General features: G+C 65.6%; 11 protein-coding genes. 3 read left to right on the top strand and 8 right to left on the bottom strand.

Features of this window, described 5'->3' with window-relative positions; genetic code table 11:
• Positions 1-19: 19 nt before the first annotated feature.
• The 3 genes from ACFE70_RS12475 to ACFE70_RS12485 all read right to left on the bottom strand — a co-directional run bounded on the left by ACFE70_RS12475 (position 20) and on the right by ACFE70_RS12485 (position 3,414).
• Positions 20-2,080: a S9 family peptidase gene (locus tag ACFE70_RS12475; protein ID WP_375418082.1), complete on the bottom strand. Its 2,061-nt coding sequence runs from the start codon at positions 2,078-2,080 to the stop codon at positions 20-22.
• A 110-nt stretch (positions 2,081-2,190) separates the two neighbouring features.
• Positions 2,191-2,706 carry a DUF4112 domain-containing protein gene (locus ACFE70_RS12480; protein ID WP_375418083.1) on the bottom strand — a complete coding sequence of 172 codons (516 nt, stop codon included), beginning with the start codon at positions 2,704-2,706 and terminating at the stop codon, positions 2,191-2,193.
• A gap of 153 nt (positions 2,707-2,859) precedes the next feature.
• On the bottom strand, positions 2,860-3,414 hold the full coding sequence (locus tag ACFE70_RS12485) for a 2'-5' RNA ligase family protein (RefSeq protein WP_375418084.1): 555 nt from the start codon (positions 3,412-3,414) through the stop codon (positions 2,860-2,862).
• Between the two features lie 402 nt (positions 3,415-3,816).
• On the opposite strand from ACFE70_RS12485, the gene ACFE70_RS12490 reads away from it, so the two are divergent.
• Positions 3,817-5,250 (top strand): RtcB family protein, encoded by a 1,434-nt coding sequence (locus ACFE70_RS12490; RefSeq protein WP_375418085.1) that lies wholly within the window; start codon positions 3,817-3,819, stop codon positions 5,248-5,250.
• A 169-nt stretch (positions 5,251-5,419) separates the two neighbouring features.
• Positions 5,420-5,836, top strand: a complete 417-nt coding sequence (locus ACFE70_RS12495) for a hypothetical protein (protein WP_375418086.1) — start codon at positions 5,420-5,422, stop codon at positions 5,834-5,836.
• Positions 5,837-6,173: 337 nt separating this feature from the next.
• On the opposite strand, the gene ACFE70_RS12500 is transcribed toward ACFE70_RS12495, so the two are convergent.
• The gene (locus ACFE70_RS12500) at positions 6,174-6,719 is read right to left on the bottom strand and encodes a hypothetical protein (RefSeq protein WP_375418087.1); all 546 of its coding nucleotides are present in this window, start codon (positions 6,717-6,719) and stop codon (positions 6,174-6,176) included.
• Positions 6,720-7,436: 717 nt separating this feature from the next.
• Entirely contained in the window at positions 7,437-7,973 is a 537-nt protein-coding gene (locus ACFE70_RS12505; RefSeq protein WP_375418088.1) for a VOC family protein, read from the bottom strand.
• A gap of 64 nt (positions 7,974-8,037) precedes the next feature.
• Between ACFE70_RS12505 and ACFE70_RS12510 the strand changes: the two genes are divergently transcribed.
• A complete protein-coding gene (locus ACFE70_RS12510) occupies positions 8,038-8,454 on the top strand; it encodes a winged helix-turn-helix transcriptional regulator (RefSeq protein WP_375418089.1) in 417 nt (138 codons plus the stop codon).
• A gap of 224 nt (positions 8,455-8,678) precedes the next feature.
• On the opposite strand, the gene ACFE70_RS12515 is transcribed toward ACFE70_RS12510, so the two are convergent.
• The 3 genes from ACFE70_RS12515 to ACFE70_RS12525 all read right to left on the bottom strand — a co-directional run bounded on the left by ACFE70_RS12515 (position 8,679) and on the right by ACFE70_RS12525 (position 15,369).
• Entirely contained in the window at positions 8,679-9,215 is a 537-nt protein-coding gene (locus tag ACFE70_RS12515; protein ID WP_375418090.1) for a VIT1/CCC1 transporter family protein, read from the bottom strand.
• Positions 9,216-9,513: 298 nt separating this feature from the next.
• Complete coding sequence (locus ACFE70_RS12520; protein ID WP_375418091.1) at positions 9,514-10,728, bottom strand: efflux RND transporter periplasmic adaptor subunit; 1,215 nt, start codon at positions 10,726-10,728, stop codon at positions 9,514-9,516.
• A 114-nt stretch (positions 10,729-10,842) separates the two neighbouring features.
• Positions 10,843-15,369, bottom strand: a complete 4,527-nt coding sequence (locus ACFE70_RS12525) for a CusA/CzcA family heavy metal efflux RND transporter (protein WP_375418092.1) — start codon at positions 15,367-15,369, stop codon at positions 10,843-10,845.
• Between the last annotated feature and the right edge of the window lie 730 nt (positions 15,370-16,099).

Consider the following 16,099-nt stretch of genomic DNA (forward strand, 5'->3'; position numbering starts at 1 on the left):
ACCGCCCGCCTAACTAGGCCTACCCCCCCGCCGAGGCCGTGCCCTTGGGCATCAGGTACTTGTTGTACCAGGCCAGGTAGCGGGCGTAGCGGTCCTTGACGTAGCTGGGCGTGCTGATGCCGTGGAACTGGCCGGGGTAGATGACGAGCTGGGTGGGCACGTTCAGACTCTTGAGGGCCTGATACATCTGCTCGGTGTTGAGCAGGGGCACGTTGAAATCCTTCTCGCCGCACACGAAGAGCGTGGGCGTTTTGATGCGGTCGGCGTGGAAGAAGGGGTAGGAAACGCGCAGGTACACGTCGATATTCTGCCAGGGCGTGCCCAGCTCGGTTTCGTAGTCGCGGATGTACTGGTCGGTGCCGTAGCCGGCCAGCACGTTGGCGATGCTGGCCCCGCTCACGGCCGCCTTGAAGCGCTGGTCGCGGGCAATGACCTGGTCGGTCATGATGCCGCCGTAGCTCCAGCCGCCCACGCCCAGGCGCGCCGGGTCGGCCAGGCCCTGGGCCACGGCGTAGTCCACCACGGCCAGCACGTCGTCGGTGTCCTTGTTGCCCCAGTCGGCGTAGATGGCCTGGCTGTACTCCAGGCCGCGGCCCGAGCTGCCGCGCGGGTTGGCTGCCACCACGGCGTAGCCGTGGGCGGCAAAGTACTGCCACTCAAACGAAAAGCCGTAGCCGAACTGCGATACTGGCCCGCCGTGAATGCGCAGCAGCGTCGGGTATTTGCGGCCCGCCTGGTAGCGCACGGGCTTAATCAAAAAGCCGCTAACCAGCGTGCCGTCCTTGCTTTTGGCTTGAATGGGCTCGACCGCGCCTAGGACCAGGCCTTTCAGCCAGAGGTCGTTCTGCTGGGAAAGCGGGCGTAGCGCGCCTTTTTTGCCCAGAGCAAACACCTCGGCCGGCATCTGGGGCTGGCTGCTGAGCACGGCCAGCTGGCCGGTGCGGGCCAGGGCGAAGTCGTTAATCTCGCGGGCGCCGGCCAGCACTTTTTCCAGCTTGCCGCCCGCGGCCGGCACCCGCATCAGTGACTCGGCGCGGTCGTCTTCGAGCAGAAAGTAGAGGCTTTTGCCATCGGGCGCCCACTGCGGCTTGGTGGTGTTGCGGTCGAGGCCGGCGGTGAGGGCGCGGGCCGGGCCGCCGGCCACGTCTACTACCATCAGCTGGTGCAGGGCGTAGACGAGCTGCTCCTTGGGGCCGCCCTGCACGAAGGCGATGCGGCGCCCGTCGGGGCTCCAGGCGGGGCGGCTGCCGTAGCCAGGGGCGCTTTCGGGCAGGTCGGTGCTGAGCAGCGGGCGGGCGGTGGCGCCGGCCTGCGCGTCAATCAGGAAGAGGTCGTAGTTGTCGTGGCGGTCAGGGTCGGGGCCGCGCTTGCTGCTAAATACCAGCTGCTTGCCGTCGGGGCTCCAGGCGGGCAGGTGCTCATCGTAGGGGCCGGGCGTGAGGTTAGTGAGCCGGCGCGTAGCCACCTCAAACACGTAGAGGTGCTGGCGCTGCTGGTTGAGGTAACCGTCCACGTCCTGCTTGAACTGAAATCGGTCGATGACGATGGGCGGCGCGGTTTTCTTCTTCACTTTTTGAGCGGCCGTGAGCGAGTCGGGGTCGGCATCGCGAATAATCAGGGCCAGGCGCTGGCCGTCGGGCGCCCACACGTAGTCCGCGATGCTGCCCTTGAGCTTGGTCACTTTCTCGGCTTCGCCGCCGGCGCGGTTGAGCAGCCAGAGCTGGGCGTCGGCCCCGTCGGCCTCGCCCCGGCTCGAGATGAAGCTCAGGTACTTGCCGTCGGGGCTGAAGCGGGGCTTGGTTTCGCTGGCCGGGGCGGTGGTGATGCGCAGGTTCTGCGAGCCGTCGGTGCGGGCCATCCACACGTCGGCGTCGCGCTTGTCGGCGGCGGTGTCGGGGCGGGTCACGGTGTAAGCCACCCAGGCACCGTCGGGCGAAAGCTGGGGGTCGGCCACGTCGCGCAACCGGGCCAGGTCGCTCAGGGTCAGGCCGCGCGGGGCGGCGGGGGCGGTTGGGCTGGTTTGAGCACTCAGCGCCAGCGGCAGCAGGCCGGCGGCCAGCAAAATCAGGTTTTTTCTCATCACGCCACGCAGAAAACCGGCGCTGCCATCCGTTGGCGAGGCCGTTGAGCGAAGCTACGGCGGGCCCGCGGCTTACTGGCTGGCCGGCTGCCTCACCGGCCGCCTCACTGCTACTGGCTTAAAACAGGATGCGCCTCGAAATACTGCCACCCCCAGCGCAGCAGCGCCACGCTGCCCCAGCCCACCAGGCCAAACACCACCAGCAAGGCCAGCAGCACCAGCGCGACCAGCCCTTTGCCGCTGCCCGTGTGGCGGCCTTCGGCGTAGTGGCGGCGCAGCAGGGCCACGTTGCGCTCGTTGCTTTTGTAAGCGAAATCGAATACATTGCCCACCAGCGGAATGGCGCCCACCACGGTATCGACCAGGATGTTGAGGGCCATGCGCACGACCACCGCGCCGCTGGCACCGTGGCGCAGCATAGTCAGCAGCAGGGCCACGGACACGGCCGTGGACGAGAGGTCGCCGACGACGGGCAGCAGGCCCAGCAGCGGGTCGAGGCCGAAGCGGAAGCGGGTGCCGGGCAGCCGGAACTGGCTGTCCATGAGGCGGGCGACGCGCTCTACCCAGCGCAGGCGTTCGTCGGCGGCGAGGGAGGTAAGGAATTGCGGCGGCGAGGGCTGGGGCATGGGCGGGAGAATGGGGCGTTTCCCTATACGCCCCGCCGGGCCGAAAGTATATTGCAATATATTGCAAGCAGTGCGCCGCCACCTGGCAACCTTCCCTACCCCCGCTCGCCAGCACTAGCACTAACCCCCTTCTCCACCTGCCCGCAGCCAGGCTCAGGCGGCGCGGCTGCTTCCGGCCAGCTCAATTGTTGCTCGGACCTGCCACTGCCGGCCATCGTGGCGGAAGAGGGTAAGGTGCCGCACCTCAAACGCCGCCGCGTAAGTTTTGGCTGCGAACAGCCGCCGCAGCTCCGGCACCTGGGCGGCGGGCAGGTCGCGGGTGGCCAGGGTGAGGTGGGGCGTAAAAGGGCGGTTTTCGGGCCGCACCTCCGGCAAGTGCCGGGCGCACCAGGCCATGAGCGCCGCGTGTAGGGTCTGGATGGCCGCCGCCTCGCTCACGTGCACGAACAAGGTCCGGCTGCCGAACCAGGCGAAATCCTGCAAGCCAACCCGAACGGGCGCCTGCGTAGCGGCAAAATCCGTCAGGGCCGCCGTGCAGCGGGCCTCAAACTCGTCGCTTTGGCGCAGCGGGGGCATTAGCGTGATGTGCGGGGGTAGGCGGACCGCGTTGCGGCTGCCCGTGAGCTGCTGCACCTGCTGCTTCAGGGCCCAGGTTTGGGAAAACACGGGCTCGGGCGGGAGCACCGCCACCAGGTAGAGGGTTGCCATATCGAGGAGGGGGTAGGGAATTAGTGTGCCGAATGCTACGCAATAGTCCCGATAAAAGAAAAGCCAGCGGGCGCGGTGGTGGCACGTTATAAACATAGATAGGCGGTCCTGCTGAGCTTGTCGAAGCATCTCTACCGCTTCGTTGAACGATTCAGATGGCGCGGTAGAGATGCTTCGACAAGCTCAGCAGGACCGTTTTTACTTAACTCAAACAGCTTCTAAGTCAATCGTCCGGTCAAGTCGATTAGTGCTGCACGCGAGATGCTTCGCTGCGCTCAGCATGACCGCCTGTTCTGAGCATGACTACCTGCTTATGACATGTCACGCGACCCCGGCTAGCTCGGTCATAACCCCACGCCGCGCATTCGCGCTACAACCCAAATTCCCTACCCCCCTCCCCTCATGGCAACCTCCAAACTGCGCGGCAACGACCTGCGCAAGCTCGGCTACCCCGCAGGCCGCGCCACCACGCTGGCCCTGGATATTCTCACCGACCGCCAGTTCAGCAAGCTCGACAAGGGCAGCGCGCTGGCCTTGCTTCAGAAAATCAAGGACGACCCCTATGCCTACCTGCGCGACTCGCTCTGGCGGGAGCTGGCCCGGGAGTTCGTGCCCGACCCCAGCCGCAGCGTCGGCCTCAATCCGCAGGTGAAAGACTACCGCCGCTACGGCGACGCCTTCATCGAGGACGGCGCCCGCCGGCAAATGGACCTGGCCATGCAGCTGCCCGTCACGCTCGATGGCGCGCTCATGCCCGACGCCCACCAGGGCTACGGCCTGCCCATCGGCGGGGTGCTGGCCGTCGATAATGCCGTGATTCCCTACGGGGTGGGCATGGACATCGGCTGCCGCATGGCCTTGTCGGTGTTCGATTTGCCGCCCCACTACCTGGCCCAGCGCACTCAGGAGCTGAAGAAAATCCTGCACGCCCACACCCGCTTCGGGGGCAAGGAAGTTTTCAAAAATCCCACCGACGACCCCATTCTGGCGCAGCCTGAGTTCCGAGAAATTGCCGTGGTGCGCGGCCGGCGCGAGGCGGCTATTAACCAGCTCGGCTCGTCGGGCTCCGGCAACCACTTCGTGGAATGGGGCATCGTTGATATCACGGCCGAAGACCCGGCGCTGAACCTGCCGCCCGGCCAGTACCTGGGCTTGCTCTCGCACAGCGGCTCGCGCGGCCTGGGCGCGGCCATCGCCCAGCACTACACCAAGATTGCGATGAGCAAGTGCCCGCTGCCGCCCGAGACGCGCTACCTGGCCTGGCTCGACCTCGACACCCAGGAAGGGCAGGAATACTGGCGGGCCATGAGCCTGGCCGGCGACTACGCCGCGGCCTGCCACCGCGACATCCACCGCCGCCTGAGCCTGGCGCTGGGCGAAAAGCCGCGGGCCAGGGTCGAAAACCACCACAACTTCGCCTGGCGCGAAACCTTGGCCGACGGCCGCGAGGCCATCGTGCACCGCAAGGGCGCCACGCCGGCGGGCCAGGGGGTGCTCGGCATCATCCCCGGCTCGATGACGGCGCCCGGCTTCATCGTGCGCGGCCGGGGCGAGCGGGATTCTATCCAGTCGGCCGCGCACGGCGCGGGCCGGCGCATGTCGCGCACCCAGGCCAAACAGCAGGTCTCGGAGGGCGAGCTGCGCCGCCTGCTGCGCGACCAAGGCGTGGAGCTGATTGGCGGCGGTATCGACGAGGCGCCGATGGCGTACAAGGATATCCATCAGGTGATGGCTCACCAGCAGGAGTTGGTAGAGGTGCTCGGCTCATTCACGCCCCGCATCGTGCGCATGGACGCGGGCGGCGGGGGTGGCAAAAGCAGGTACGGCGGCGAGTAGGCGGCTGGGAAACTCCCTACCCCCCTCCTGCTCCGCAACCCCTCGCCAGGCCGCCGGGCTCTCACCGGCCACCCGAGTAAAAGAAAATGGCAAGCCAACTGCCGCCGGCCCGCCGCGTATAGCTTGGAAAGCCGCCTTTATTCTTTCCACTTCGCCCCTCACTCACCTTATGGACCCGAACGAGCACCACCGCACCCAGGCCAACGCCGCCAACGACGGCACCGACGCGCCCCGCCCCGAAAACGCCCACGGCCTCGCCGGCCAGCAGCAGGGCGGCGCCTCTCCCGCTGCCTCCGACAACACCACCGGCACCTCCCAGGGTCACCACGGCGGCAACCACGGCAACGACCGTCAGGACGCCCCCGACACCGGCGGCACCACCACCCAGGACAATGCCCGCGGCAGCAGCCACCGCGGCGACGAAGCCAATGCCGAATCCAACAATACCGGCGGCGGCGCCGACAACGAGCGTAAAAACCAAACCAAGAATACCACCGCCGACCAATCCGACTACGCCGACGGCAACGCCGCCCCCAGCTCCGCCAACGATGGCGGCAAAATCGGCGATGCCGATAACCCCGTGTAAGGTAGCTGCCTACCCCACCCTGACCAGCGCGGCGTTTTGATTAGCTGCGTTGACTGAAGCCCGGCCCAATGCGCTAGCATTGGGCCGGGTTTTTCGTGGCTGGACCAGGAGCTTTTAATATAGTCATGCCAGCCACCCCGTGGTAGCCAACGCGCCGGCTCAACGCGCTCAACGCGGCGCGCCCACCCTCGCGCAAGCCCCCAACCCACCACCTGTGCACCTGCACTGCCGACCTGGGCCCTACCCCAGCTGCCACCGCCGACAACCCCCACCCGCGGCCGGGCATTGGGCCCGGCACGTTTCGGAGGTTGGAATGCGGCCGGCAGGGGTGGCCAGGCTACTGCGGCTGGTCAGGCGGGCGGTGCTTGGGCGCGAACAAGGCTTGCAGCATTCCCAGGTTGGCGATAAGGAGCACGGTGGTGAAGTAGGCGAGCAGAATCTCGCTCGTCAGGTAGGCTTGCGCCAGGGTCGTGGTGGCGTATACCCCGCTGCCGCCGGCGGTGGTAAAGCTGCCAGCGCTCAGGTAGAAGAACGTGACGAGCTGGGCCACCGGGTCCTGCTGACCGAAGGGCAGATGGAAGGAGTTGGGACGGATGCGGTTGAGGCAGTAGTAGTCGATGCTGTAGGAGCCGATGATGAGCAGCACGCTCAGCAGCACGAACAAGAGCAGGTGCTGGCGGTGCTCGTCGTGGCGGGTCGATTGCCGAATCCAGCCGAGCAGCGAGCGCACGAAGTACGTGAGCTTGCCCAGCGTGAGCAGCATCAGCAGGCCCGTGGCCAGCGCCTTGCTGCCCAGCTCGTACCAGTCAATCAGAAACAGCAGCGCGCCGCCGGCGATGAAGGCCAGAAACAGCAGTACGGCCCGCACCACGGGATGAAGCATACGCGAAAAAAAGCGGCGGCGGAACCAGATAGCGCCCCCGACTGGCGTTAACGACAAGCCCGCCCCTTACAGCCGAAACTGCGCCGTGAACTTGACCCCGAAGCTGCGCGCGCCGGCCGGTTCAGGCCCCGGACCAGGGGTAGGGAATTCAACATCAGCCCCCGAAGTGCTGCTCGACGCGCAGCGACACCGAGCGGTCGGTGACGAATTCGAATGTAGGGCAGCAGGTTGAAGGCGTTGGGGCGGAGAAAGGACGGCTCGTTGCCGAGCGGCATTTTCAGGACGGGGTAGGGCCCCGCGCTTTACGCCAAAGGGGCCATTCCCCGCGCGTGCCACGCCAGGAAACGGCCCCCAGGCTCCCCGGCCGGGCCCCCGACCAAGGAATTATGGCCGGAGCACCTACTTTTTGAGTAGCTCGCGCCCGGCGGCGGTGAAGAGCACGTCGCGATTTTTGCCGTTCTCGCGCACCTCGGCCTCGTATTTCACCTCGCCGGTCGAGGCCACGATTTTGGCCTCGGCTAAAAGTTTGGTATCTCAGTTAAGTGAGTGGCTGCCAAACGGGTCCTTTTTACAGCAGCGGGGGAGTAAAATCACCTTCAGCTCTTCTCAATAGCCGTTCTACTAGCTGCGCCGGCAAGTGCTTGCGGTAGTGCTTGACCCTGACAAGGCCGCGGCCAGGTGCTGCCGGGCAAGGCGCAAAATGCCGATGCTTACGGTTTACGCAGTTGCTTCTTTCTGGAAGATATTGATAAAATTGCCGTCATTGTCCCGTATCATCGTCGAGAAGTGACCTTGGCCCGAGAGGTCCACTTCTTTCCAGGCAAAGGTTACGCCCCTTTCTTCTAGCTCCACGGTCGCCTGGTGCAGGTCGTTCACCTGCAACACCAGCGATTTGTTGCCGATGGGCAATAAGTGATTCGGCGCATCGGCAAACATTTCGTCGAGGCGAAAGCCGTCTCTGGCCTGTACTACTTCCAGCTGAATATCCGCCAACTGCAGAAAGACGACTTGCGCCCCGATGGCCGGAATGGCGGTTCTACTTCGCACTTTAAAGCCCAGCGTGGTTTCGTACCAGTGGATGGTTTTTTCGATATCCGATACAGTGAAGGCCAGATTATGAAAACCGAGGCTTTGCAAGCCGTGAGCTGAAGAGGGGGACGTGTAAAGCAGGTGCTGGTAGTGTTGAAAGACGGTGGAAGACGCTTTTTCACCCGGCAGCAAAAAGGAGCTAGCCCGGTGTAAATTTGCTTGCACATTGCAAGCGCAAAGGTAAAGGAATTTACTTTCACTTTGCAAGTTTAATTTAGACGTCTACTTTATGAAGCAGCTAACGCCTCGTTCCGACTGCCCCATTAGCTTTTCCCTGGATGTGCTGGGCGACAAGTGGGCGCTCTTGATTGTGCGCGACCTGGTATTCGCGGGCAAATCGACCTATGGCGAGTTTCTGCAATCGGCCGAAAAGATGGCGACCAACATCCTGGCCAACCGGCTGGCCATGCTCGAATCCCAGGGTTTTATCACCAAAGAAGTGGCGGCCGATAAGCGGTCGAAATTCACCTACCGCCTGACGGAGAAAGGCCTGGACTTGCTCCCGCTTCTGCTGGAAATCACCCGCTGGGGAGCCAAGTACAGCCCGGCCGGGGGCCAGGTCACCTTGCTCCAGGAGCTAGCAGCTGACAAGGAGGCCACCATCCAGAAATACCGGCAGCTCGTGCAGGCCCGAAATGCCGGCTAGTGGCGACCGGATTTGTTCCAATGGCCACCGTACAAGGTTGTTGACAGAATGTTGCCCGGCTGGCGGCTGGCGTAGACAACGGCGGTGCTTGTCACGGCGGCGGGCACCTGGCTCGGCTTCAGCGTTTAGGCATTGGCTGCGCCGGCCAGCATCAGCAGGGCAGCAAGGGAAAAGAGAGGGTTTTTCATAGGTGAAAACGGGTTAGATTTAAATACCTGTCAAAGCTACCGGCCGATTTTGGGGGCATTTTGGATAATGACCCCGCCCCCGGCGTAGGCCCCGGCGATGGTGAGGGCGCTTTTGGGCGCTTGCCGGGGGTCGGGCTCTTCCAGGCCCAGCTCGTACTTCATCATGAACTTGACCCACTGCGCGGGGTCGGCCGTCAGCTCCCGCACGGCCAGAGCCTGCGTGGCAGGCGAGAAGCTCATCTCGGCCAGCAGCTCCTGCACCGCGCGGCGCTCCGCGGCAGGCATTTCCTGCACCTCGCGGCGTTCGCGGGCCAACTCGGCCTGGTAGTGCTCGACCTTGGTGCGGCCGGCCGGGTAGCCGCCCAGGCCCATCGCAATCGAACCAGCCACAATTTCAGCCAACCCAGCCGTAATCACCAGGCTCGACGAGTGCACCGCCCTGCTCAGGCCGGCGGCCAGCGCGAAGGGCACGGTCAGCTCATCGAAGAAGCCGATTACGATATCTTGCAGCATGGCCGAGCTGGTCAGGTGCTGCTCCGCGTGGACGGCGGGCGGGGTGGGAACGGGGTTCATAGCGAGATGAAAAAATGCCTTGGAAGTTGCTTGAATTAAGCAGAACGGGTGTAGAGACGCGACACTTGGCTACGCCGACCTTCGGTTCGCGTCTCCTTGTGGTGCGGGGGTAGGGTAATTTAATCATCAGGATTACTGCGCCCTTGCTACCCGCGAGCATACGCGAACCGAAGGTCGGCGTAGCCAAGTGTCGCGTCTCTACACCCGTTCAAGTAGTTTTTAAACAAGCCGAACACCCTCTTAAAGAATTAAAGAAGTACGAAAAAGAAGTCGGCGCCAGCGCGTTCGCCGGTGCGGCTCACTCGCCGCCCGCGTCCTGGCCTTTGCCCAGCTCGGCGGCCAGGAAGTAGGCGCCGCGGCGCACGAGGCGCGTGGTATCGGGCACCGGGTCGAGGGGGACGACGGCGGTGTTGCCGCTTTGCGAAGCGCCGGTGCGCACCCGCAGGCGGCGGAAGGTGGCGCGGCCGTCGGCCGCCCGGCCGGTTTGCACGAAAACGTAGCTGAGCGGGCCGGCCTGCACCAAGCCAGCTTCGGGCAGCGTGCGCTGGCGGGCGGCGCCGGTCTGGATGCGGGCGGCCACGAACTGGCCGGGCAGCAGGTCAGCGCGCTCGGGCTCCAAATGGGCGTGCACGCGCACGGTGCGGGCGTCGTCATCGAAGGCCTTGCCCACCAGGAATACCCGCGCCCGAAACTGCTCGTCGGAGCCCCGGTTCCGGACCGTGAACAGGATAGCCTGGCCCACTTTCACGCGGGCCACGTCCTGCTCAAAAACCTTCAGCTCCAGGTGCAAGTCGCTGTTGTTCACCACTTCCACCAGCACGTCCTGGGGGCTCACGTACTGGCCGGGATTAATATTGACGGCCTTCACGGTGCCGCCCACGGGCGTGGTGAGGGGCACGCTGGCGGCTATCTGGCCGGCGTTCACCCGCCCGACCGAGAGGCCCAGCAGCCGGAGCTGGGCGGCCCCGGCCCGCACGGCGGCCCGCTCGCTGGCGTAGTCGGCGCGGGCCTGCTGAAGCTTGCGCTTGGCCCCCACGTCCTCGGCGTCGAGCACCTGCTGGCGCGCCAGCTCCTGGGCCAGAAACGTGGCGCGGGCCCGGCTCTGCAAGTAGTTCTGCTGCAAGGTGATGAACTCCGGACTCCGCAGCGTGGCCAGTATCGCGCCGGCCCGCACCGGCTGGCCCGGCAGCACGTTTACCCGCACCACGTAGCCGCCCAGGACGGCCGAGACGGACGCCTGGTTTTGGGGCGGCACCTCAATCGAGCCCGTGGCCTGCACGTCAGTCGTCAGGTCCTGGTGCTGGAAGGGACCGGTTTCAATGCCGGCTGCCTTCTGCTGGGCGGCGCTCAGGGTCACTTCGTCGGGGCGGGCGGGGGTAGGGTTTCCGGTCGCCGGCCGGGCCGGGGCCGCGGCGGCCGTCTCGGCGGCTGGCTGGCCGCCGCACGCGGCCAGCAGCGCCGACAGCAGGGGCAGTAGCAGGGGCAGTAGCAGGGGAAGAAAGCGGTATTTCATAGGAAGCGAGATTCTGTTTTGAAGAGGCGCCGGACTCATCGGGCTACTGCTCGCGCCAGCTGGCGGTCCAGACCGCTTGGTGGCGCGAACGGCGGGCGGGGGCAAGCCCCGCCCCTACGGCACCTCGGCACCGCCCAGGGCCTGGAAGCTGACTGCTAGCTCATTGTAGCGCTGCACCTGGTCGAGGTAATTGGTTTGGATAAGCCAGGCCGGGTCGGTATTGACCACATATTCCACGTATTCGATGTCGCCGGCCCGGAAGCTTTTCTCAGCCGTGTCGAGGATGAGCCGGGCCTGAGGCAAGGCAGTTTTTTCGTAATAGTCGAGCGAGGCCCGCGCCCGCCGCAGCTGCTGGCGCAGGGTGCGCAGCTGGGTGCCGAGTTGGCTTTGGGCATACGTGAGCTGCTGGCTGGCGACCTGCTCGCCCAGCCGGGCGGCGGCCACCCGCGCCCGGCCGGCGCCGCCCAGCAGCGGCAAGGCCAGTCCTACCTGTCCCACGCTCAGCGAGCGGTACTCGGGGCGGATGCTCTGGTTGAAGTAGCCGACCCGCAGGTCGGGCAGGCGGCGCAGCTGCTCGACCCGCGTCTGCTGCTGGCTCACGGCCACCTGCTGCTGGAGCAGGCCCAGCGTGGGGTTGCTCTGGGGCGAGAGGGCGGCCGTGTCGGCGGGGCTGAGCGCAGCCACGAGCGCGGCCGTGGTGTCGATGGCGGCCGGCCCGGCGCTGCCCAGGAGCTGGCCGAGCTGCTGGCGCTGCACGCTCAGGTCCGAAACCGCGGTCAGCAGGCGGTTTTCCAGCTCGCGGGCGCGGGCCTCGGCCGCGACTTGCTCCAGGCGGTTGGTTTCGCCCACCTGGTAGCGGATGCGGGCCGCGCGGGCGGCGCGGCGGTAGAGGCTGTCCTGGCGGCGAAGCAGCGCGGCGCGGCGGTAGCTCACCAGCAGGGCGTAGTAGCTGCTCCGGATGGCCTGACTGAGGTCGCGCCGGCTCAGGCGCGCCTGCTGCCCCGCCGTCAGGCTCTGACTTTCGAGCAGCCGGCGCTGGGCCGCGTACACGCCCGGCAGGGCCGCCTGCTGAATCACGTTGAACGTGCGGTCGGCCCGCGGGCCCGATACCTGGCCGTACTGAAAGTCCACCACCGTGCGCGGCAGCTCGGAGCCCGTGCGCACTAACGCCCGCTGCTGCTCGACCTGCAAAGCGCTGGTTTGCAAGCTCAGGTTCTGGCCCAGGCCGGTTTGCAGGGCCTGGCTCAAACTCAAGGGGGTAGGCGCCCCGGCCGTCGAGCCAAGCGTGGTCTGGGCGCGGGCGGGGAAGGTTAGGAGTAGCAATAGGAGCAGGCCCGCAGCCCCACCCCTAGCCCCTCCCCGATGGGGAGGGGGACTAGTCTCTAGCTCTAAGCTAGAACTAGAATCAGCTTGATTGCTGACGTTAGAACCAGAGCTAAGACTAGTTCCCCTCCCCACCGGGGAGGGGCTAGGGGTGAGGCTGGTTTCCGCCGCTGCCTTCGCCTCCTCGGCGGCCTTGGCCGCGTCAACCGGGTTGGGCTCGCCGTCCTTGGTGAGCAAGGTGTAGAGCACCGGCAGCACGAGCAGCGTGAGCAGCGTGGCCGAAATCAGCCCGCCGATGACCACCGTGGCCAGCGGCTTCTGCACCTCGGCGCCGGCCGAGGTGCTTAGCGCCATCGGCAGAAAGCCCAGCGAGGCGACAGCGGCCGTCAGAACCACGGGCCGGAACCGCTCGGCCGTGGCCCGCAACACCCGCTCGCGCACCTTTTCTACGCCCTCGGCGGCCAGCTCATTCAGGCTGGCGACCAGCACGATGCCGTTGAGCACGGCCACGCCGAAGAGGGCGATAAACCCTACCCCCGCCGAGATGCTGAACGGCATCCCGCGCCCCCACAACGCCAGCACCCCGCCAATGGTCGCCAGCGGGATGCCGGTAAAAATCAGCGCCGCCTGCTTCGCCGAGCGGAACGAGAGGTAGAGCAGGACGAAAATCAGGAGCAGCGAGATGGGCACCACCACCTTCAGGCGGTCAGTGGCCTCGCGCAGGTTCTCGAACGAGCCGCCGTACTTGATGCTGTAGCCGGGGGGTAGGACCAGGCCCTTGCTCAGCTTGGCCTGAATTTCCTGCACCAGGCTCTGCACGTCGCGGCCCCGCACGTTGACGCCGATGTTGATGCGGCGGTGCGCGTCGTCGCGCGAGACCTGCACCGGCGCATTGCGGAAGTCCACCGTCGCCACCTCGTCCAGGGGCACCTTCTGACCGCCGGGCGCGTCCACGAACAGGCCGCGCAGGTCCTGGAGGCCGGTGCGGCGGGCCGAGTCGAGGCGCACCACCAGGTCGTAGCGCCGCTCGCCCTCGTACATGTCGCCGGCCACGTCGCCGGCGAACGAGGAGCGCAGCAGCGTATTCAAGTCGCTGATTTTAAGACCGTACTGTGCGATTCGGTCGCGGTTGTAGGTCACGCGCAGCTGGGGCAGGGCCGCGATTTGCTCGACTTTCAAATCCCCTACCCCCGCCAGCGGCCGGATGAGGTCGGCGGCCCGGTTGGCCTGCTCGAAAAGCACGTCCAAATCGTCACCGTAAATCTTGATGCTGATATCGGACTTCACGCCCGAAATCAGCTCATTGAAGCGCATCTGGATGGGCTGCTGAAACTCCATGCTCACGCCCGGCACGTCGGCCAGCGCCTTTTGCATCTGGTCGGCCAGCTCGACCCGCGACGTGGCCGAGGTCCACTCGCTGCGGTCCTTGAGAATCACCATCTGGTCCGAGTCTTCCATCGACATCGGGTCGGTCGGGATTTCCGACGTGCCGATTTTGCCCACTATCTGCACCACTTCGGGGAATTTCTGCATCAGAATCTGCTGCACCCGCGAGGTCGTGGCGATAGTCTGGGCCAGCGACGAGCCCGGCGCGAGCGTCACGTTCAGGGCGAAGTCGCCCTCGTCGAGCTGGGGAATAAATTCGCCGCCGAGCCGCGTGAACAGCCAGCCGCCGAGCACCAGCAAGGCCACGGCCGCGCCCGCCACCAGCCCGCGCACGCCCAGCGCGGCCCGAATCACAGGGTCGTAGCCGCGGTGCAGAAACTTCATAATACGGTCGGCGATGCTGCCTTCTTCTTGCACGTCCTTGCGCAAGGCCCAGGCCGAGACGGCCGGCACGTAGGTCAAACACAGCAGCATGGCCCCCAGGATGGCGAAGCTCACGGTGAGCGCCATCGGCCGGAACATCTTGCCCGCCACGCCGGTGAGCGCGAGAATGGGGAAGTACACAATCAGGATGATGAGCTGCCCGAACAGCGCCGAGCGCATGAGCCGGGTGGCCTGAGCCTCGGTGATGGCGTCCATGGTCTCGCGGGCGGCCTGCTGGCGCTGGTGCACGAGGTGAAAAATCATGGCCTCCACGATAATCACGGCCCCGTCCACAATGAGCCCGAAATCCAGCGCGCCCAGGCTCATCAGGTTGGCCGACACGCCAAACGTCTTCATCATGCCCAGCGCAAACAGCATACAGAGCGGAATCATGCTGGCCACCACCAGCCCCGCCCGCCAGTTGCCGAGCAGCAGCAGCAAGACCACCAGCACGATGACGCCGCCCTCGACCAGGTTGTGCTCCACCGTGCTGATGGCCTTGTCGATGAGCTTGGTGCGGTCCAGAAACGGCTCGATGACCAGGCCCTTGGGCAGGCTCTGCTGAATCTCCGCAATGCGGGTTTTCACGCCCTTGATGGTGGCCTCGGAGCTGGCGCCCTTGAGCATGAGCACGATGCCGCCCACGGTTTCGCCCCGGCCGTTGCGGGTCATGGCGCCATAGCGCACGGCGTGGCCGAAGCGCACCGTGGCCACGTCGCGCACCAGCAGGGGGGTGTTGGCCGCCGCCTGCTTGACGACGATTTTGCCCACGTCATCGAGCGAAGTAGCCCGGCCCTCGCCGCGGATGAAGTAGGCGTTGGGGCCGCGCTCCAGGTAGGCGCCGCCGGTGTTGGCGTTGTTGTCCTGCACGGCGGCGAACAGCTCGGCCATGCTCACGCCGCTGGCGGCCAGGCGGTTGGGGTCGACGCTCACCTCGTACTGGCGCAGGTAGCCGCCGAGGCTGCTCACGTCCACCACGCCGGCCACGCCGGCCAGCTGCCGCTTCACGAGCCAGTCCTGCACGTCGCGCAGCTTGCTGAGCGGAAACTGCTTTTCGTAGCCTTTTTCGATGCGGATGCTGTACTGGAAAATCTCGCCCAGCCCCGTCGTGATGGGCGCCATGCCCGGCGTGCCGAGGCCCGCGCCCAGGCTGCCCTGGGCCTGGGTGAGCTTTTCGCCCACGAGCTGCCGGGCGCGGTACGTGTCCACGTCATCAGGAAAAACGACCGTAATCACCGAGAGCCCGAAGCGCGAGATGGAGCGGATTTCGGTCACGCCCGGCACCGTGCGCAGCTGCAATTCCAGCGGAATGGTGAGCAGCTGCTCGACTTCCTGCGCCGCCAGGGCCGGGCTTTGGGTGATGACCTGCACCTGGTTGTTGGTCGCGTCGGGGATGGCGTCGAGCGGCAGGTTCAGGGCCGAGTAGCCGCCCCAGCCGATGAGGGCCAGCACCAGCAGGGCCACGAGCAGCTTGTTATGGACGCTGGCGGCAATGATTTTCTGGAGCATGAAAAACGAGACGGAATGAGTTGGGTAGCAGCCGAAAACCTATAACGGGCCGAGCCACTTAGCGGGGGGTAGGAAAGTTGGGAAAATCACCTCAGAACGTCCTGCTCATCTGGCGTCCGCGCAGCGTAGCGGAGTCGAAGCATCTCTACCGCGTAAGTAATCAGCTTCTGCAACGATTAAGTTAATCAGCGGTAGAGATGCTTCGGCAAGCGGACGCCAGATGAGCAGCACGTTCGGAGGTGATTTTCCTACCCCCCTCCTAGCGGACCAGCCGGCGCCCGCCCGTCCCGGCTTGCTTACTACAAGTGCGGGGCGGCAAACAAGGCTACTGCGGCAGCCAGGATATAGGCTTTCATAACAAGAGGAGGGTAGGGAAAGGCAGCAGGACAACGGGCGGCCGGCGACGGGCCAGGCTATCCTTTTCCCGTTGTTTGGTCCCTTAACTCCCTAGCCCCTTAAGGTTTCCTTAGCGCCATCTTAAAATCCGCTTAAAAAGCCGGAACCGGCCGGCGTCGGCCCCGAAAATGCGGTTATTGCGGCGGGCAGCACCCGCTGCCCCCGATTTTACCCGCCCCGTGCAGCTGTTAGTAATTGAGGACGAAGCCGGCATTGCCCGCTTCCTGAAGCAGAGCCTGGAAGAAGAAGGTTTCTCGGTGACCGTGGCCGAGGGCGGCGCGGCCGGCCTGCGCCTGGCCCTGGCCCAGCCCTACCCCCTGCTGCTGCTCGACTG

This window comes from uncultured Hymenobacter sp. (assembly GCF_964243305.1).
In the GTDB taxonomy this organism is placed as follows: Bacteria; Bacteroidota; Bacteroidia; order Cytophagales; family Hymenobacteraceae; genus Hymenobacter.

What these genes read in the sequence shown, in the direction of transcription:
- ACFE70_RS12475 (WP_375418082.1), bottom strand. Translation starts at nt 2,080, where the DNA reads ATGAGAAAAAACCTGATTTTGCTGGCCGCCGGCCTGCTGCCGCTGGCG.
- ACFE70_RS12520 (WP_375418091.1), bottom strand. Translation starts at nt 10,728, where the DNA reads ATGAAATACCGCTTTCTTCCCCTGCTACTGCCCCTGCTACTGCCCCTG.
- ACFE70_RS12485 (WP_375418084.1), bottom strand. Translation starts at nt 3,414, where the DNA reads ATGGCAACCCTCTACCTGGTGGCGGTGCTCCCGCCCGAGCCCGTGTTT.
- ACFE70_RS12510 (WP_375418089.1), top strand. Translation starts at nt 8,038, where the DNA reads ATGAAGCAGCTAACGCCTCGTTCCGACTGCCCCATTAGCTTTTCCCTG.
- ACFE70_RS12480 (WP_375418083.1), bottom strand. Translation starts at nt 2,706, where the DNA reads ATGCCCCAGCCCTCGCCGCCGCAATTCCTTACCTCCCTCGCCGCCGAC.
- ACFE70_RS12490 (WP_375418085.1), top strand. Translation starts at nt 3,817, where the DNA reads ATGGCAACCTCCAAACTGCGCGGCAACGACCTGCGCAAGCTCGGCTAC.
- ACFE70_RS12515 (WP_375418090.1), bottom strand. Translation starts at nt 9,215, where the DNA reads ATGAACCCCGTTCCCACCCCGCCCGCCGTCCACGCGGAGCAGCACCTG.
- ACFE70_RS12495 (WP_375418086.1), top strand. Translation starts at nt 5,420, where the DNA reads ATGGACCCGAACGAGCACCACCGCACCCAGGCCAACGCCGCCAACGAC.
- ACFE70_RS12500 (WP_375418087.1), bottom strand. Translation starts at nt 6,719, where the DNA reads ATGCTTCATCCCGTGGTGCGGGCCGTACTGCTGTTTCTGGCCTTCATC.
- ACFE70_RS12525 (WP_375418092.1), bottom strand. Translation starts at nt 15,369, where the DNA reads ATGCTCCAGAAAATCATTGCCGCCAGCGTCCATAACAAGCTGCTCGTG.